We start from the raw sequence: 18,581 nt of genomic DNA on the forward strand, positions 1-18,581 counted from the left end.
ATGACCCGCCCGGCACATCGGCGTCCGGGGCAATCCCGCAAGGCGCAAACGAGCCTGTTTATCGCTTATGTCATCGCGGTCACCGGCGCGGTGGCCGGGCTGCTGCTTGCCATTTTGTCGGTCGTCGATCCCGTGGGCTTCGCCCAGCTTCGCGTTGCGAGCCACGAGGTGACGGCGCCCGTCGCGCGCGTGTCGCGGTCGGTGATCGGATCGATCTCGGGCGTCGATGACGCCGTTTCGGCCTATGTCAAAGCCGGGTCGCAAAACCGCCGCCTGCGCAAGCAGCTCAACGACACGCGCCGCCAGCTTGTCGCCACTAGCGCGCTGCAGGAAGAAAACCGGCAACTGAAGGCGCTGCTCAAGCTCCAGCAGACCGACCGCGCCGCACTCGCCAACGGCTATCTGCTCACCTCGACCTCGACGAGCAGCAAGCGCATCGCGCTGCTCAGCATCGGGCGCAACCTGGGCGTGCAGGCCGGGCAGCCGGTGCGCGGCGCCGACGGGCTGATCGGACGCGTGCTCAGCAGCGGCCCCTCGGTTTCGCAGGTGCTGCTGCTCACCGACGTTGACAATATCGTCCCCGTCCGCCGCGCACGCGACGGCCTGCCCGCGCTGTCGTCGGGACGCGGCAACGGCGACCTCGACATCCGCACGCTCAACATTGCCAACAACCCGTTCAAGCCGGGCGACATTCTCGTCACATCGGGAACGGGCGGCCTCTATCCGCCCAATATCCCGGTCGCGATCATCGTGCGGCGTCAGGACGATGGCGCGCTCGCCCGTCCGCTCGCCGACCCCGGAAAGGTCGACGCGGTTTCAGTGCTGCGTCCCTATACGCCCGACAATATCGAGGCACGCCCGGCGATATCGACCGCGCCCGCCGCGCCCGTGCCTGCGCGTCCCGCCCCGCAATGAACCGGAAGGGCCCGCGCCTTGGCGAGCCGGCGTCGCTATGGCGGATGCGGCTTGTCCCCATCGCCAGCGTCATGGTCGCATCGGCGCTGCCGCTGATGTTGCCGCTGATCGCCAATTCGCCGGTGCTGCCGCCGCTGGGGCTGTTGCTTTTCCTCTGCTGGCAATTGCTGCGCACCGAAATGTGGCCGGTGTGGATCGGCCTGCCGCTCGGCCTGTGGGACGATTTGTTCAGCGGCGCGCCGATCGGCACCGCTGTCGCCTTGTGGACATTTGCCAGCCTTGCCATCCATTATGTCGAACAGCGCATCTATTGGCGCGGCTTTTATCACGACTGGGCCATCGGAGCGGGGCTTGTGGCGGCAATCCAGGCGCTCGCCGCGCTGATCACCCACCCGCAGGCCGATGCAGTGCGCGTACTCAGTCTCGTGGTGCCGCAGATCGTGCTCTCGGCGCTTCTCGTTCCGCTCTTCCTCCGCCTGACGGGCATGTTTGACAATTTCCGCCTGAAACGTCGATAGTTCCCTATGCTCGGCAAGCGCCCGCCCATCACCGAAGCCTGGAGGGGGTTCACCTTCACGCGCCGCACCCTGCTGGTCGGCGGCGGACAAATGGTCGTGGGCGCGGCGCTTGCCGCGCGGCTCGGCTATATTTCGATCATCGACAAAGACCGTTATGTCCTTGAATCGGAAAGCAATCGCGTCAACCTGACGCTCATTCCGCCGCGGCGCGGCTGGATCGTCGACCGCAACGGCAAGGCGCTCGCGAACAACCGCGTGTCGCTGCGCATCGACATCATTCCCGACCGCCTGCACGACAAGGAACTGGTTCTCGGCCGGTTGCAGACGCTGTTGCGCCTCGACGGCGATACGATGGAACGCATCAACCGCGACCTCAAGGCAGCGTCGGGGTATCAGCCTGTCGCAGTCGCCGAGGACATGACCGAGGCCGAATATTCGTCGGTGCTCGTCCGCCTGCCCGACCTGCCCGGAATCGCGCCGCAGCGCGGCTTTGCGCGCAACTATCCGACCGGCGCGGCGGTGGGTCACCTGATCGGCTATGTCGGCACCCCCAATGCCGAGGAATATGAAAAAGCCAAGGACCCGCTCTACATCACGCCGGGCTACAAGATCGGCAAGGACGGGCTCGAGAAATATTTCCAGGAGATGCTGAAGGGCAAACCAGGCGCCAAACGCGTCGAGGTCACCGCTCGCGGCAAGGTCATCCGCGAACTGAGCACGCAGCCCGACGTGCAGGGAAAGACCGTCCATCTGACCATCGACGCCGACCTGCAGGAATTTGCTGCGCGGCGTATGGGGCGCGAATCGGGGGCGGCTGTCGTCATCGATTGCCTGAACGGCGACATATTGGCCTTTGTGTCGATGCCGAGTTTCGATCCGAACAGCTTTTCGGACGGCATCAGCACCAACGAATATGCGTGGCTGCGCGCCGACGATCACCAGCCGCTGATCAACAAGGCGACGCGCGGGCTGTACCCGCCCGGATCGACGCTCAAGCCGATGGCGGCCATCGCGGCGGTCGAGCATGGCGTCGACCCGAGCGAACGCCACACCTGCGTCGGCGGGTACCGGCTTGGTCGGCGCTTTTTCCGATGCCTGGGCACGCACGGCAGCATCGACATGCCGACCGCAATCATGAAAAGCTGCAACAGCTATTTCTATTGGCTCGCACACCGGCTTGGCTACGACGCGTTCGCGCCGACGGCGAAGTTGCTGGGCCTCGGCGAAGAATTTCAGCTTGCCGGAAGCAACCAGCGGTACGGGACGATCCCCGACAGCGCGTGGAAGCTGCGCAAATATGATCAGGCGTGGACCGCGTCGGACTCGCTGAACGCAATCATCGGCCAGGGCTATGTCAGCGTGAATCCGCTGCAACTTGCGGTGATGTCGGCGCGCATCGCGTCGGGTCGGCGGCTTTATCCGCGGCTGATCAACCGCCAGTTCAAGAATGAACCCCTGCCCTTTTCGCCCGAGGCGCTTGCCATCGCGCGGCTCGGCATGGACCTTGTCGTGAACGGCGCCGGAACCGCGGTGCGCAGCCGCCTGCCGCTCGACGGCATCACGATGGGCGGCAAGACGGGGACGGCGCAGGTGCGCGGCCTCGCGTCGGGTTCGCGCGGCCAGAGCGGCGCGTGGAAATATCGCGACCACGGCCTGTTCGTCTGTTTCGCGCCGGTCGAGAACCCGCGCTACGCCGCCTCGGTGGTCATCGAGCATGGCATGGGTGGCTCGCGCGCCGCCGCGCCGGTCGCAAAGGACATCTTCACCTTCCTCTATGACCGCGAAAAGGCGATGGAGGCGCTCGACACGTTCGAGGCGGGTTGGGGCGGCACGATCAAGGACCGGATGGACCGCGACTATGCCGCGTGGAAGGCGGGTGCGAGTACCGGACCCGATCCGGAGGCGGCGCAATGATCCCCGTCCCGCCCGCAGTCCAACGCTTCCCGTGGAAACTCATCGCGCTGCTGTGCGCGATCGCCGGGTTTGGCCTGCTCGTCCTCTATTCGGCCGCGGGCGGCAATTGGTCGCCGTGGGCGTGGCAACAGGGTGTGCGTTTTCTGGTGTTCCTGGGCGGCGCGCTGGTTCTCGGTCGCCTGCCGCTGCGATTGTTCGAGAATTTCTCCTACCTCGCCTATATCGGCGTCGTCATCCTCCTCGTCGCCGTCGAAGCATTGGGGTTTGCGGGCGGCGGCAGCCAGCGATGGCTCAATCTGGGCTTCATGAACCTTCAACCGTCGGAGCTGATGAAGGTAGCGATCGTCCTCGCGCTCGCGCGCTTCTACGCGCAATTGCCGCCGGGCGAGACGCGCAGCTGGACGGCCTTATGGCCCGCGCTGCTGCTCATCGGCATCCCCGCGGGACTCGTGATGCTCCAGCCCGACCTCGGCACCGCGCTCGCGATCAGCGCGAGCGGGGTGATCGTGATGTTCGTATCGGGGCTTCCCTTCTGGTGGTTCGCCAGCGCGGTCGCCGCGGGCGCCGCTGCGGTGCCGGTGCTCTTCTCCTTCCTCCACGACTATCAGCAAAAGCGCATCCTGATCTTCCTGGACCCCGAAAGCGATCCGCTCGGCGCGGGATATCACATCACCCAGTCGAAGATCGCGATCGGTTCGGGCGGCGTCGGCGGCAAGGGCTTCCTCAATGGCTCGCAAAGCCACCTCGACTATCTGCCCGAGGGGCATACCGACTTCATCTTCTCGACGATGGTGGAAGAGTGGGGATTGATCGGCGGCCTTGCGCTGCTGTTCGCCTTTTTCCTGTTGCTGCGCTGGTCGACCCGCGTCGCGCTCCGCGCGCGCGCGCGCTACGGCCAACTCGTCGCCGCCGGCCTCACGATGACGATATTTTTCTATATCGCGATCAACCTGATGATGGTGATGGGACTCGCGCCGGTGGTCGGCATCCCGCTCCCGCTCTTTTCCTATGGCGGATCGTCGATGCTGACGATCATGACGTGCATCGGCATCATTCTCGCGATCGAAACCGACAGCAAAACGGGAACGCGCCGCCTTCATTGAGAAAAAATTGTGCACCGGGGATTGCCAAGCCCGCGACGCCATGATAGCGGCCCGCTCTCTTCGCAGCGCAGGAGGAATTTCCTCCCGCAAAGCGCGCCGAAATCCGGCATGTGGACGCATAGCTCAGTTGGTAGAGCAGCTGACTCTTAATCAGCGGGTCCTAGGTTCGAGCCCTAGTGCGTCCACCATTTTTCCCCATGAAACTGGCCGCTTGTGTGCAGAGCGCGTAGAGCCTTTGTGGTCAGTATTCGGGCTCATAAGCCGATCATAAGCTTCGTCGCCGGACCCGTGCGAGATCTTGTTGCCCTTCTGTTCCATATCCGCAATGGTGCTTGGGGATCGTAGGGACGCAATCAGAGCAATGGAGTTTGGTCAGGAAGTAGTTGCTTGGCTTCCGCTTGGCGTTCGCGAGTTTTGACCATCCATCCTTTGACAGTCGCGGGGAGCCGCAAGGCGCGCCATTTGGTGCTGGACATTCGGTTGCACAGGAAATACCAATAAGATACCAATTGTTGCAGGAGCACGACGGCGACTCCCTTGAAGGAATTGCCCGTCGCCGACTGCCCCAGCAAAGGACGGCCGTATGACATTCTACCTCGGCGTGGACGCGGGCGGAACGGCGAGCAAGTCGCGGCTGGTCGACCAGGACGGGCGCGTCCTGGGGTCTGGCAAGGCGGGTCCGGCGAATGCGCGCATCGGGCTCGACAAGCTGCATGGCACGCTGCTCGACGTCTGTTTCCAGGCGCTGCGCGAAGGCGGGGTCGATGAAAGCCTTTATGGCACCGTGCGCGTCGGCATGGGCATTGCGGGCATCAACCGCATGGGGATGAAGCAGCAGCTTCAGCTGCTCGAATTCCCCTTCGCGCATGTCCAGCTCACGAGCGATTCGATGATCGCCAATCTGGGGGCGCACCGCGGTGCCGACGGCGCCATCCTGATCATCGGCACCGGCAGCGTCGGGCTCGTCAAGCGCGGCGAGGACAGTTTCAGCATCGGCGGCTATGGCTTTCCCATTTCGGACGAAGGGAGCGGTGCCGCGCTGGGGCTTAGCGCGATCCGCCACGCGCTTCGTGCGCTCGACGGAAGGACGCGCCCGACGCCGCTCAGCCAGGCGGTGACCCAGCAATTCGACCATGCGATCCCCAAGGTCATCGCGTGGATGGACGACGCCGCCCCCGGCGACTACGCAAGCTTTGCGCCGCTCGTGATGGACTATGCCGAAACCGGCGACGAAATTGCGCTGTCGATCGTGCGCGACGCGGCCCAGCATGTCGAACGCTTCATCGAGACGATCCTTGCCAAGGGGGCGACGCGCTGCGTGCTGATGGGGGGGCTTGCCGAACGCATCAAGCCGTGGCTGCGCGCGCGCATCGTCGAAAAGCTCGACGAGCCGCTCGGCGACGCGCTCGACGGGGCGCTTCTCTTTGCAGGCTTGCCGATCGCGACCGCCGCGCGCGGCTGATACCCGAAAACAAAAGACGCCTAGGGTCAGGACCCTAGTCGGTCGCGCCGCCGATCCAGCAGCGCAGCGGTGCAAGATCGCGGTCGAGCAGCACCAGATCGGCGCGCAGCCCCTGAGCAATGCGCCCGCGCTGTGCCCCCAAACCCAGAAATTCGGCTGGGGTCGCGCTCGCCATTCGCGACGCGTCGGCAAGGTCGAGCTGCATCAGCGTGACCGCGCCGCGCACCGCCGCCGCCATGTCGAGCGCCGACCCTGCCAGCGTGCCGTCGGCTGCACGTAGCGCGCCGTCCTGTTCGCGGATCAGCGTCGATCCGAGCATGAAATGGTCGCGGCGGGTGCCGACCGTCGCCATCGCGTCGGTGACGAGCATCAACTCGCCCGCGCCCTTCGCGCGAAAGGCGGCGCGCAGCGATGCCGGATGGACATGGTGCCCGTCGACGATCAGCCCGCAGACAAGATCGCTGTCGAGCGCCGCCCCGACGACGCCGGGGGCGCGGCTGTCGAGTCCCGTCATCGCGTTGAACAAATGGGTCACGCCGCGTATCCCCTCGTCGCGCGCGCGCATCATGTCGTCATAGCTCGCGAGCGTATGCCCCGCGGCGACGATGACGCCCGCATCGACGAGGCGGCGGATCAGTCCCGCGGGCGCAAGCTCTGGCGCCAGCGTGACGAGCGTGCGCCCGCCGCGCAGCGACGACAGCAAAGTTACCGCTTCTTCGTCGAGCCGGCGAAACTTGGTCGCATCATGGATGCCGCGCTTGCCCTCGTTGAGGAACGGCCCCTCGATATGGATTCCCGCAACGCTCGGAACCCCCGCGGCGATCGCCGCCTCGACCGCCGCGATCGCGCGCTCGATGATCGCCACGTCGTCGCTGATCAGCGTGGGGAGCAGCGTGGTCGTCCCGAACCGGCGGTGCGCGGCCGCGATCGTCGCTATCGTCTCAACCGTCGGCGCATCGTTGAACAGCACCCCGCCGCCGCCATTGACCTGCGTGTCGACAAAGCCGGGGAGCAGCAAACCCTTGGAAAAGCGCTCGATCTCCAGGTCGCCGGGGAGCGCCCCGACCGGCAGCACCGCCTCGATTGCCGCGTCGCGCACGATAACGGCGTGCTCGCGCCGCCATCCGTCGGCGGCAAGGATCAGCGGCGCGGCGATGGCGAAGCGCGCGCTCATCGCGTTTTCGTCACCTTCGCAAGGCTTGGCGGGCGGTCCGGGTCGAGCCCGCGCATGAGCGAAAGGCGGTTGGCGAAGCGATAGAAGGATTGGATCATTGCAATCGGTGCGGTGGCAGGATGCAGCCCGGCAGCGACGGGCAACGGATGGGTCGAGGCAAAGCCCTCGCCAGCGACCGCAATGTCGGCCCCGCGCGCGGCAAAGTCGGCAAGCAACGCATCGGCGCCCGCGCGCGCTTCGTCGAACGGCGGAAAGACAAGCAGCGGAAAGCCCGGCCCGACGAGCGCCATCGGCCCGTGCGCGACTTCGGCGAGGCTGAAGGCTTCGCCATGGATCGCGCAGCATTCCTTGAACTTGAGCGCCGCCTCGGCCGCTACGCCGAGCGTGAGGCCGCGCCCGAGCACAAACAGGTTTCGCGCCGACGCAAAGGCCTGCGGTATCTCCCACTCGACGTGCCAGGCCGCTTCGAGATCGTCGGGAAGCCGTTCGAGTGCATCGAGCAGGTCGCGCTGATCCGCCCAGGCGGCGACAAGATCAACGAGCGCAGCGAGCGTCGCGATATAGCTTTTGGTCGCTGCCACGCTGGTTTCGGGTCCAGCGTGGAGCGGGACGACCGCATCGACCGCGGCCGCCAGCGGCGAGGCGGCATCGTTGACGAGCGCGACGGTAAGGGCGCCCGCGCGCCGCGCCGCCTCGGCTGAGAGAAGCAGGTCGGGGCTGCGGCCCGACTGCGAGATGAGCAACAGCACTTGTCCCGCCAGCCCCGGCATCGGGGACTGGTAGAGCGAGGCAAGCGACGGCGCATAGGAGGCGACCGGAATGCCCAGCCGCGTTTCGATCAGATATTTGGCGAAGGTCGCCGCATGGTCCGAACTTCCGCGTGCACAGGTGAGCAGCAGCGACGGCTTCCCCGCCGCAAGCGTGCGCGCAAGGTCCGCCACCGCCGCGCGGTTTTCGGCGCGCTGGAGACACACCGCCGCCCCCGCTTCGGCGGCTTCGCGGAACATCAGCGTATCCTGCACGCCGGTCATGTCGGCTTTGCTCGATTTCATAATACCTTTATAATACCAATTTACCGCGTCCTGCAAGGCTGCTATACAGGGCCATGATCGACGCCAGCCCTATTGCCGAGCGTTTCGGACCGCGCCTCCTGACCCGCCCGGCAGCGCTCGCCGCCTATGCGCAGAGCGAAGGGCATCATTGCTATCCTCCGCCGGCGCTTGCCGTACAGCCCGAGAGCATCGAGGAGGTTCAGGCACTCGTCCGCTTTGCCACAGCCCAAGGCCTTTCGGTCATCGGCTATGGCGCCGGAACCTCGCTCGAAGGCAATGCCGCGCCGGTGGGGACGAATTGCCTGATCGTCGATTTTGCCCGCATGAACCGGATCGTCGCGGTGCATCCCGAAGATCTTCTCTGCGTCGTCGAGCCCGGTGTAACGCGCGAGCAGCTCAACACCGACCTTCGGGCGACGGGGCTGTTCTTTCCGGTCGATCCCGGTGCGAATGCGTCGATCGGAGGGATGATCTCGACCCGCGCCTCGGGAACGACGACCGTCCGCTATGGCAGCGTGCGCGACAATGTCCTCGCGCTGAAGGTCGTCGGCGCTGACGGCGAACTGATCACCACGGGGGGTCATGCACGCAAATCGGCCGCAGGCTATGACCTCACACACCTGTTCACCGGGGCCGAGGGCACGCTTGGCCTCGTCGTCGAAGCGAGCCTTCGACTCCACGGTCAGCCCGAGCATATCCTCGCCGCCACCTGGGATTTCGGGAGCGTCGGCGGCGCGGTCGACACGGTAATCGCGACGATCCAGTCGGGCGTGCCGATTGCGCGGATGGAATTGCTCGACGAGGTCGCGATCCGTGCATGCAATGCGCAAAGCGCACTGGGTCTTGTCGAACGGCCGACCCTGTTCCTCGAATTTCACGGGTCCGAAGCCGCCGTGCGCGATCAGCTTGAACTCGTCCGCGCCATCGGGGCGGGCGGCGGCGGCGGTAGCCTCGATTTCGCATCGGACACCGACAGCCGCAACCGGCTGTGGCGCGCGCGGCACCAGATGCTGTGGGCGACGCGCGCGATGGTCGCAGGCGGCGTGACCTGGACGACCGACGTGTGCGTCCCGATCTCGCACCTCGCCGACGCAATCGGGCGCGCAAAAGCCGCCATCGAGGACGCAGGATTATTCGCGCCCGTCCTCGGCCACGTCGGCGACGGCAATTTCCACGTCATCTTTGCCCTCCATCCCGACGATACCGAAAGCTGGGACAAGGCGCGGCAGGTCAATGCGGCGATGGTCGACCACGCGCTGTCGGTCGGCGGCACCTGCACCGGCGAGCATGGCATCGGGCTCGGCAAGCGCGAGGCGCTGCTGCGCGAACATGGCGCGCCAGCGATCGCGGCGATGCGACAGATCAAGCAGGCGCTCGACCCCCACGGCCTGTTCAATCCGGGGAAAATCTTCCTCGACGACGCGGCGATCAACGACCGGCAGGGCGCCTGACCTAGGGTAGCCGCAACTCGCTGACAAAGTCGAAGCGGTCGCCGCGATAGGCCGAACGGGTCAACTCGACCGGGCGCCCGTCGGCACGGCGCGTGATCCGTTCGATGCGCAAAATTTCGCTATGCTCGGCAATCGTCAAAAGACCCGCTTCGGTCGGGCCGGCGAGTGCCGCGCGGATACGCTGACGCCCGTTGACGGGTCGGTTTCCACTGCTTTCGAGCGCACGGTAAAGCGAACTGTCCACCGCATCGAGCGCAGGCAGCATGTCGGCCGGAACGGTCGCATTCTCAACCGCGAGCGGTTCGCCGCCCGCAAGGCGAACGCGGCTCAGGCGAATGACGGGCGCGCCGGCGGCGATTTCGAGCAGTTGCGCCTCATCCTCCGACGCCTGGCCGCGCGATTTCATGATCCAGATCGTGTCGCTTTCGGCTCCGCGCGCTTCGGCGTCCTCGCTGAAGCTGCTGAGCTGCGACCCCGGCGCTTCGATGCGCTCGGTGACGAAGGTGCCCGACCCCTGGCGGCGCGTGAGCAGGCCTTCGTCGGTGAGCTGCTCGATCGCCTTGCGCACCGTGACGCGCGACGCGCCAAGAATATCGCACAGGTCGCGTTCCGAGGGCAGCGCCTCTCCCGGTCCGATCTCATGCTCGAAAATCTTGCGGCGCAGCGTCGCGGCGAGCTGGAGGTAGAGCGGCGTGCTCGCGAAGGAGGCTTCGGGTTCGGCCGCTTCGCTCATTCGGCCTCGCCTCCCGAAGCCGCGATAGCGCGTGCGAGAATGCCGTCATGCGCGGCGAGCAGCGCCTCGGCGTCGCGCGGCGGCAGGCCGCGGGCCACCAGTACCGCGCGCTTGATGTCGCGCCCCGCGCGCTCGAGCGCATCGGCCGCCGCATCGGCACCGCAGCCCGCGAGCGTCGCAACGATCCCGCGCGCGCGCTGGAGCAACTTGTCGTTCGAAATGACCATGTCGACCATCAACCCGCGATAAACGCGCCCGAGGCGGAGCATGATCGCGGTCGACAAGAGGTTGGCAATGGTTTTCTGCGCCGTCCCCGCCTTCATGCGTGTCGACCCGGCGACGAGCTCGGCACCGGTTGCGGCGAGGACGGGATATTCCGCCGCTGCGAGCAAGAGGGTGTCCGGATTGTTGGCGACGCCGATGGTCAGCGCGCCCGCAGCGCGCGCGGCTTCGACGACCGCGACCGTGAAGGGCGTACGCCCGCTCGCCGCAATTGCGATTACCACATCCCCGGGTCCGATTGCGGCATCGTGCACGCGGCGTCGCGCATCGTCCGCATCGTCCTCGGCGCCCTCGGCGCTGTCGGCGAGCGCGGTCATCCCGCCTGCCATCAGATAGACGAGCCGGTCGGCGGGCCAGTTGAACGTCGGGCCCAATTCGACGCCGTCCTGTACCGCGATCCGCCCCGAGGTGCCCGCGCCTGCATAGACGAGGCGCCCCGAGCGCCCGAGCCGCGCCGCCGCGGCGTCGGCCGCCGCGGCAATTGCCGCCGTCTGCCCGCGGATTGCCTCGACCGCAGCGACCTGTCCGTCGAGCATCGCCTCGACCGCGCGCTCGGTCGGCCAGCGGTCGATATCGATAAAATCGGGATTGCGTGTTTCGGTGTCGGTCATTCGAGCCCCTGCCTCGACCGGCGGCGCATGACGCGCCGCCGTTGCGGGTGGCCGGCGGGCGCCGCCGCGCCGCTCTCGCACGGCGCGGCAGCGGTGCCGACCCTATCATGGGCTACACCGCCCCGCCGCCAATTACAATACCACCCTAATACCATTGCGCCAAAAGAAAGGGCGGAGCGCATGGAAGCGCCCCGCCCGAGTCATTCCAGCAAACGAAAGTCCTTACCGCGTCTTGAACCGGACGCCGACGCGGAAGCTGCGGCCGAGAAGATCGCTGAAGGTCGAGTTGGCCGACAGACCGGTTTCGGGAAGCAGGATCGGGTCCTTGTCGAACAGATTGGTGATGTTCACGAAGAACTGGCCGTCCGCTTTGCCGATGCCGAGCTTCGCGGTGAAGTTCAGGTCGGTGTAGAAGGTCCCGTTGATATGGTTGCGGTTGATCGTCGGCGCCGCGGCGGTGCTGGTCGGGCAGCCCGAGGTGCAGACGATGAAGGTGTTGTTATATTTGCCCGAGCTGACGCCGCGGCCGACGACCGACACCGAATAATCGGGCGTGTCGAACGTGGCCGAGGTGCGGAAGATCCAGTTCGGCGTACCGCTCGTCTGACCGCTGTTCTGGCCTACCGTGTCGACGGGCCTCGATACGCCGTTGTCGACCAGATTTTCCAGATAGTTGGTCGCGGTCCCGCGCAGGAACAGGTTGCCCGATTCCCCGACAGGCAGGCGATAGCTCGCTTCATAGTCGATGCCGCGGACCTTGACCTTGGCGAAGTTGAAGGGACTTGCCGAGACAAGGAAGTCGCGCACGCCGCTCGGATCGGGAACGATGGCGGCGCAGAAGTCCTGCCGTCCTTCGAAGCAGCGTTGCGCGATGCTGTCCGCAAAGAATTGCGCGATCGCATCCTTCACGTTGATCCGGAAATAGTCGACCGAGAAGGAGAGGCCGGGCACGAAGCGCGGACGCAGGATCGCGCCAACGCTGAGCGTGTCAGCCTTTTCCGGGTCGAGGTTCAGGTTGCCCGTCGTGATCTCCTGATAATTCCTCCCCGCATAGGTCGGGCCGACGAGCGCCGCATTGGTCGTGAAGGTATTGGTCCGCGACGTTCCCGACTGATAGAGTTCGTTGAGGTTGGGCGCGCGGATGTCGCGCGACAGCGTGCCGCGCAGACGGATATCGTCGATCGGCTGCCAGGTGAGACCCGTTTTCCAGGTCGTGACATAGCCCGAGGTCGAATAGTCGGTGGCACGCACCGCACCGTTGAATTCGGCACCAAGGCCCAGCGGGACAACCGTTTCGAGATAGGCTTCCTTGACGTTGTAGCTGCCGAAGGTCGGACGATAGTTGCCGACCGACCAGCCCGACTGGAATTCGGTCGGAACGAAGCCCGAAACCTCTTCCTTGCGATACTCGGCGCCGATCGCGACGCTGACGTCGCCCGCCCAGGTGGCAAAGGGCGTCATCGACAGGTTGAGCCCCGCGACCGTCTGCTTGAACTTCTGGTCGCGATAGGGATCGCCGAGCACCCAGTCGATTGCCGCCGGGTTACCCACGCCGATGCCGAGCCGGTTGAGCGGGATACAGCCGTTGGTCGGATTGGTCAGCGACGAGCGGCAAACGATCGTCCCCGCGGGGACGCCGAGCGCATTGCCGGCGGGCGCGAACACTGCGTCGGTCGCCTGCGCCATCCGCGTATTGTTCATGATGTCGCGGATCTGTTCGTGCGCGTCGGTCTGGCCATATTGGAAATAGCCGTCCCAGATCGCGCGATTGCCGAACATCTCAAACTCGCCGCCCGCGCCGATGGTGTAGCGCTGGACCTCGCGCGTGCTGTTGTTCTTGCGATAGGGAAGGTCGGCCGCCGACGTGCCGAGCGTGACCGAAGTGACGCCGGCCAGCTGCGCCGGGGTAAGCGCCTGCTGCAGATAGGCGTTGTCGGCGGTGAGCGTGAAGGTCGCTGCCTGCGGCCCAGAGTTGAACAGCGTGCGGTTCCAGTTGTACGACGCCTGCGCGAACAGCGTGAGCCAATCGGCGAATTCATAGCTGACGCGGCCGAACACGCCGCGGCGGTCATCCGTGGCGTCGAGACCGATGCGCCGCGACTGATCGTTGAGTTCCCAGTCGCCGCCCACCGTCTGCGATCCGTCGGTCAGGCTGCCGAACTGATATTGCTTGGCGACGCCGCCCTGATCGAAATAGACGCCGCGCAGCGAGCTGCCGCCGCCGACCTGCGAGCGAATCACGCCGCCCGGGAGGGTGTTCCAGGTGCCCGCGCCGTGAACGACGAGGCTGGCAGGCTCGCCGTTCGTCGGCGTGTAATTGGGATTGGCGATCGTACGAAAACCAAGCTGGTTCCATTCGCGATCGACCTGGAAAATGCCGTCGCGGTGCGAATATTCGGCAGCGAGCAGCACGCGCGCACGGCCGTCGGCAAATGCGAGACCTGCGGCGCCCGAGAAGCTGTAGTTAAAGCCGTCGCCTTCGTCGGTGATGCCGCTGTCGGCTTCGAGCTTGAGCCCTTCATATTCCTTGTCGAGGACATAGTTGATGACACCCGCGACCGCGTCCGAGCCATAGGCCGCCGAGGCACCGCCAGTCACGATTTCGACGCTCTTCACCAGCGATTGCGGGAAAGTGTTGATGTCGACGAGGCCGGTAATCGTCGAGCCGACCGAGCGGCGACCGTCGAGCAGGACCAGCGTGCGCACTTCACCGAGGTTGCGCAGGTTCATCGTGTTGATGCCCGCGAGGCCCGAGCTGATGGCGAGGCGCGAGTTCGACGGGCGGGTGCTGCCTGCAAGCGCGGGAACCTGGTTGACGAAGTCGGCGATGTTGTTCGTCGGCGACTGGTTCTGGATGTCTTCCTGGGTAAGGACGGTGAGCGGCGTCGGCGACTGGAAGCCGTCGCGAACGACGCGCGTGCCGGTGACGACGATCTGGTCGGCGCGAACCTCGTCGTCGGCCGGGGCCGACTGCGCCATCGCGGGAAGTGCCTGTGTGAGCGCGATAGCACTCGCCGCCGCGGTGAAGGCGACCCGACGACCGGCCGTGCGATGATGGTTTCGAATGTCACGCATATTCATGCCCCCTCATTATCGAGACCGCCGCCCATCCTGGACGATCCGGCCCCTGCTGGCTCCAGCACGGTCATGACGCTGCGTTCGCTGCGCCATGGCCCCGCCATTTATGTCCATCCCAATATTGCGACTGGCTTGCCGGGCCTCTCAAGGCGCGGCGACGTCGCATTTCGTGACAGGGAGGTTACAGGGCGACGAATGCGGGTCAACCGATATGGTATTAACTTGGTTATATGGAGGTATAGCCAACCGGCATGGGATGCTGCCCATTGTCGCAGGAGTCTGCACGTTCGATAACTTGGGGCTATAGGAGGGGGGCGCTTTGATATTGGGGGTGCCAATTCCCCGCCGATAGGCTTTCGGCCTTCGTTAGCACCACAAGGGGACCCTCGTGATCCAACGCCGCACCTTCCTGCTCGCCTCCGTTGCCACGCTTGCCTTCCCCGTACAATCCTGGAGTCGCACGCCGGGCGCTCAGCCGCGCACACGGCGGGTGGTCGAGGGCGCGTGCGCGCCGGTCGAAATCATCGAGGACGAACTCGGCATCCCCCATGTCCGCGCGGCGTCGCTCCACGACGCCTATTTCGGGCAGGGATATCTCGTCGCGCGCGACCGGCTGTTCCAGATCGACATGGATTATCGACGCGAGGCCGGCCGGATGGCGGAGGTATTCGGCGCGCGCTTCGTCGCCGCCGACCGCGCGGCGCGGCTGTTCCATTATCGCGGCGACATCGACGCCGAACTGGCAACGCTGCCGCCCGAGGTGCTCGAATGCGCGCGCGGCTATGTCGCGGGTGTCAACGCCCGCATCGCCGAGCTCGAGGCGGACCCCGACCAGCTGCCACTCGAATATGGCATCCTCGGCATCGCGCCGCTGCGCTGGGACGTGCGCAACCTCGTGCGCCATCGCGGCATCGGCATGGGCGACGCCGACGACGAGGTGCGCCGCGCCCAGCTTCAGGCGCGCGGGCTGATCGAGGCCGAGCGGCTGATGGCACCGCTGCGCCTCGATTGGGAGTTTACCGTGCCCAAAGGGCTCGACGTCGCCGCGGTTTCGGAGGCCGATCTCGGCGTGCTCCTCCCATCGGCGCGGCCCCTGCCCTTCGACACGCTGCAGGAAGCGCAGGCGGACCCTGCGCAGCGCAACGCCGACCGCTTCTCGCAAGGAAGCAACGCCTGGACGATCGCGCCGACGCGCAGCGCAACCGGCCGCCCGATCCTCTCGAACGACCCGCACCTCGGCATCGGGGGCGCAAGCCCGCGCCACATGGTCCATATGACTGCGCCCGGCCTCGACGTGATCGGCGCGGGCGCTCCGGGCCTTCCGGGCATCATGCAGGGGCACACCGACCGCTTCGCCTTTGGCCGCACCAATTTCCACATCGACCAGACCGACCTGTTCGTCCTCAAGACGCACGAGAGCGACCCCGACCGCTATTGGCATCGCGGCGAATGGAAGGCGTTCGAGCGCCACGAGGAAGTGATACAGGTGAAGGATGCGCCCGCCGAGCGCGTCATGCTGCGCTATGCCGAAGGGCGTCCGATCATTTCGGAAGACCCGGCGCGCAACCGCGCGGTTGCCTTTGCGACCGTGACGATGCTGCCGGGCGCGAACATGCGGTTCGCGATTATCGCAATCAACCTGTCGAAGGATTGGGAGTCGCTCCAGCGCGCGTTCAAGCTGCACGTCTCGCCAACCAATCTCCATTATGCAGACATCGACGGCAATATCGGCTGGCAGACGATCGGATTCACCCCGCGCCGCCCGAAGCATGACGGGCTCTTTCCTGCGCCGGGCGATGGCGACTATGACTGGACCGGGATATTGCCGGTGTCGCAGATGCCGCACGTCTTCAACCCGCACGAAGGCTGGTTTGCCTCGGCGAACCAACTCAACCTCCCCAAAGACTATCCCTATCGCGAAAGGATCATCAGCTTCACGTGGAGCGACCCCTATCGCTACAACCGCATCGCCGAGGTGCTGGACGCGCAGCCAAAGCACCGGATCGAGGATAGCGTCGCGCTGCTCCACGACGTCCAGTCACTGCCCGCGCGCGCACTCCAGGCGATGCTGCCCGCCGTGCCGCCGCCCGGGACGGTGGCCGACGCCGCCGCAATGCTGCGGTCGTGGGACCGCGAAGTGGACGCGGACAGCGGTGCCGCGCTGCTGTTCGAAATGGTGATGCAGGCGCTGTCGAACGATTTCCGCGAGCGCGTCGTACCCGCAGAGGCACGCGACCTCATCCCGACGGTGAACCTGTCGGAGATGCTGCGTATCCTTAGCGACCTCGACGCGCAGCTCGGCCCCGACCCGCGCGCGGCGCGCGACGCGATGATCGCACGCGCGCTCGAGTCCGGATGGAACAAGGCAGTCGAACTCGCCGGGCCCGATCCTAGCGTGTGGAAATGGGGCGACCTCCACCGCGTCACCATCGCGCACCCGCTCGCATCCTCGATCCCCGCGATCGCCGCGGCCTTCCCGCGGATCGAGGGCGGGCGGTCGGGTGGCGACGGGACGACTCCGATGGCGCGCGGTTACAATTCGCGGCGCGGCTTCAACGTCTCGCACGGCGCGAGCTATCTTTTCGTCGCCGACGTCGGGGCGTGGGACAACAGCCGCTTCCTGCTGCTTCCCGGCCAGTCGGCCGATCCGCGGTCGGCGCGCTATCGCGATTTCTATCCCTATTGGCTCGCCGGCGCGATGCAGCCCTTGTGGTTCAGCCGCGCCGCGGTCGACCGCCATGCCGCCGCGCGGCTGACGCTGACGCCGGCGAAAGGCTGACGGGAAAGGCTGACGGGTCCGGTTACAGCGCCTCGGCGACTGCGACGAGGGCGCGGTCGACCGCAGCGCTCGCTGCCGCGTCGGTGCCCTCGGGCATGTCGTTGGCGAGGGTCGAGAAGATCAGCGTCCGCCCGCTCTTGGTGAGCAGATAGCCTGAGAGAGCGCGCGACGCGTTGAGCGTTCCGGTCTTGGCGAACAGCCGACCTTCTAGGCTCGTTCCCTTGAAACGGCTGCGCAGCGTGCCGTCGACCCCGGCGATGGGCAGGGTCGCCCGCCACGCGTCGCCCCACGGCTGGCGCGCAACCCACGACAGCAAGGCCACCGTCGCTCGGGGTGTGATCCGATTATAGCTCGACATCCCGGACCCGTCGGCGAGTCCATAGCCCTCGGGCGCCACGCCGGCGGCAGTCATCGTCGCACGCAGCGCCGCCTGGCCGTCGGCAATCGAACCGCTCCCGCCAAGCCGCCCCAGCCGGCGGAGCATCAGGTCGGCATAAAGATTCTGGCTGTCCTTGTTGATCAGCCGCACATCATCGGCGAGCGGCGGCGGCTGTAGCTCTGCGAGCATCGGCAGGTCGGGCGCGCGCATGGGCGGTGCATCGCCGCGCAACTTGGGATCGTCGGACGGCAACAGCGGCCGATGCCGCGCGGTCGCGTCGCCTTCAACCTGCACCCCGCGTTCGACGAGCAGGTCGCGCATCCGCCACGCGGCATAATGCGCGGGATCGTCGATGCCGAAACGGAGCCGGACGGGGGCTGCCAATGCACCGACGGAACCGGTGAGCAGGATGGTGCGGCTGCCCGGCGCGCGCTCGGCGACGATCGCCTCCTCCTTGCCCTCGACCGTGGTGACGCGATTGTCGACGGTGAAATAGGGCGAAGCGGCGATCGCGGGCGATGCGCCGACCTTGCCGGGGGTCAGCATCAGCGACCATTCATTGTCATCGACCGTGAGCGCGGAAATGCCGGTGCCATAGCGCGACTGGATATTGTTCCAGCTCATCCCCGGTCCCCACCGCTCGTCGGGAAGCCAGCTGTCGTCGCCGACGACATGGCGCACGCGGCGCGTCTTTGCCGCGACCGCGTCGGCAAGCGTGCGAAGGCAGTCGACGGTGCAGTCCGCCGCGCTCGACATGCGCGCGTCGCCGCGGCCATAAAGCACCACGTCGACTGCACCGTCGGCCGCGGGCTCGAGCCGGACCCCCGTGCCTTTCGCGCTGCTTTCGAGTTCGGGAAGCACCGCATAGGCCGCCGCCGAGGTATAGATTTTGGTGTTCGACGCCGGGATGAATCGCTGGTCGGGAGCGACCGCCACGAGCGTCTCGCCCTCCATCGTCGTGACAAGAAAGCCAAAGCGCGCGCCCTGCGGCGCGTCGGCGAGCGCGCTTTCGACGGCCGCCTGGACAGGCGACCGCTCGGCCGTCGCGCACGGCTGTTCGGCGAGCGCCTGCGCCGGGACTGCGGCGAAGAGGAGCAGCGCCGCGAACATGTGCCGAGCTTGTGTCATTA

General features: G+C 66.3%; 13 protein-coding genes and 1 tRNA gene. 8 read left to right on the top strand and 6 right to left on the bottom strand.

Annotated features, from left to right (window positions below):
- From mreC to H7692_RS04310, 6 genes are all read left to right on the top strand, one after another.
- Entirely contained in the window at nucleotides 1-915 is a 915-nt protein-coding gene (gene mreC, locus H7692_RS04285) for a rod shape-determining protein MreC (RefSeq protein ID WP_227339826.1), read from the top strand.
- Nucleotides 912-1,433: a rod shape-determining protein MreD gene (locus tag H7692_RS04290; protein WP_201926127.1), complete on the top strand. Its 522-nt coding sequence runs from the start codon at nucleotides 912-914 to the stop codon at nucleotides 1,431-1,433. The genes mreC and H7692_RS04290 overlap by 4 nt, the downstream gene beginning before the upstream one ends.
- 6 nt (nucleotides 1,434-1,439) lie before the next feature.
- Nucleotides 1,440-3,347: a penicillin-binding protein 2 gene (gene mrdA / locus H7692_RS04295; RefSeq protein WP_201926129.1), complete on the top strand. Its 1,908-nt coding sequence runs from the start codon at nucleotides 1,440-1,442 to the stop codon at nucleotides 3,345-3,347.
- Nucleotides 3,344-4,450 carry a rod shape-determining protein RodA gene (rodA, locus tag H7692_RS04300; RefSeq protein ID WP_201926131.1) on the top strand — a complete coding sequence of 369 codons (1,107 nt, stop codon included), beginning with the start codon at nucleotides 3,344-3,346 and terminating at the stop codon, nucleotides 4,448-4,450. Before mrdA ends, rodA begins: the two co-directional genes overlap by 4 nt.
- A gap of 112 nt (nucleotides 4,451-4,562) precedes the next feature.
- Nucleotides 4,563-4,638, top strand: a tRNA-Lys gene (locus H7692_RS04305).
- 395 nt (nucleotides 4,639-5,033) lie between these two features.
- Nucleotides 5,034-5,912 (top strand): BadF/BadG/BcrA/BcrD ATPase family protein, encoded by an 879-nt coding sequence (locus H7692_RS04310; RefSeq protein WP_201926134.1) that lies wholly within the window; start codon nucleotides 5,034-5,036, stop codon nucleotides 5,910-5,912.
- A gap of 34 nt (nucleotides 5,913-5,946) precedes the next feature.
- Here H7692_RS04310 and nagA read toward each other — a convergent pair whose 3' ends face one another.
- Both nagA and H7692_RS04320 read right to left on the bottom strand, forming a co-directional pair.
- Nucleotides 5,947-7,086 (bottom strand): N-acetylglucosamine-6-phosphate deacetylase, encoded by a 1,140-nt coding sequence (nagA, locus tag H7692_RS04315; protein WP_222135833.1) that lies wholly within the window; start codon nucleotides 7,084-7,086, stop codon nucleotides 5,947-5,949.
- Nucleotides 7,083-8,138 (bottom strand): SIS domain-containing protein, encoded by a 1,056-nt coding sequence (locus tag H7692_RS04320; RefSeq protein WP_227339827.1) that lies wholly within the window; start codon nucleotides 8,136-8,138, stop codon nucleotides 7,083-7,085. Before H7692_RS04320 ends, nagA begins: the two co-directional genes overlap by 4 nt.
- 53 nt (nucleotides 8,139-8,191) lie before the next feature.
- Between H7692_RS04320 and H7692_RS04325 the strand changes: the two genes are divergently transcribed.
- Entirely contained in the window at nucleotides 8,192-9,589 is a 1,398-nt protein-coding gene (locus H7692_RS04325; protein WP_227339828.1) for an FAD-binding oxidoreductase, read from the top strand.
- A 1-nt stretch (nucleotide 9,590) separates the two neighbouring features.
- On the opposite strand, the gene H7692_RS04330 is transcribed toward H7692_RS04325, so the two are convergent.
- The 3 genes from H7692_RS04330 to H7692_RS04340 all read right to left on the bottom strand — a co-directional run bounded on the left by H7692_RS04330 (nucleotide 9,591) and on the right by H7692_RS04340 (nucleotide 14,290).
- Complete coding sequence (locus tag H7692_RS04330) at nucleotides 9,591-10,322, bottom strand: GntR family transcriptional regulator (RefSeq protein WP_201926139.1); 732 nt, start codon at nucleotides 10,320-10,322, stop codon at nucleotides 9,591-9,593.
- Entirely contained in the window at nucleotides 10,319-11,215 is an 897-nt protein-coding gene (locus H7692_RS04335) for an N-acetylmuramic acid 6-phosphate etherase (RefSeq protein ID WP_227339829.1), read from the bottom strand. Before H7692_RS04335 ends, H7692_RS04330 begins: the two co-directional genes overlap by 4 nt.
- 222 nt (nucleotides 11,216-11,437) lie before the next feature.
- Nucleotides 11,438-14,290, bottom strand: a complete 2,853-nt coding sequence (locus tag H7692_RS04340; protein ID WP_227339830.1) for a TonB-dependent receptor plug domain-containing protein — start codon at nucleotides 14,288-14,290, stop codon at nucleotides 11,438-11,440.
- Nucleotides 14,291-14,681: 391 nt separating this feature from the next.
- Here H7692_RS04340 and H7692_RS04345 point away from each other — a divergent pair, with 391 nt between their 5' ends.
- Nucleotides 14,682-17,072, top strand: a complete 2,391-nt coding sequence (locus H7692_RS04345) for a penicillin acylase family protein (RefSeq protein ID WP_222135829.1) — start codon at nucleotides 14,682-14,684, stop codon at nucleotides 17,070-17,072.
- A 22-nt stretch (nucleotides 17,073-17,094) separates the two neighbouring features.
- On the opposite strand, the gene dacB is transcribed toward H7692_RS04345, so the two are convergent.
- Nucleotides 17,095-18,579, bottom strand: a complete 1,485-nt coding sequence (gene dacB, locus H7692_RS04350) for a D-alanyl-D-alanine carboxypeptidase/D-alanyl-D-alanine-endopeptidase (RefSeq protein ID WP_227339831.1) — start codon at nucleotides 18,577-18,579, stop codon at nucleotides 17,095-17,097.
- Between the last annotated feature and the right edge of the window lie 2 nt (nucleotides 18,580-18,581).

This window comes from Sphingopyxis sp. P8 (assembly GCF_020622175.1).
Taxonomy (GTDB): domain Bacteria; phylum Pseudomonadota; class Alphaproteobacteria; order Sphingomonadales; family Sphingomonadaceae; genus Sphingopyxis; species Sphingopyxis jiangsuensis.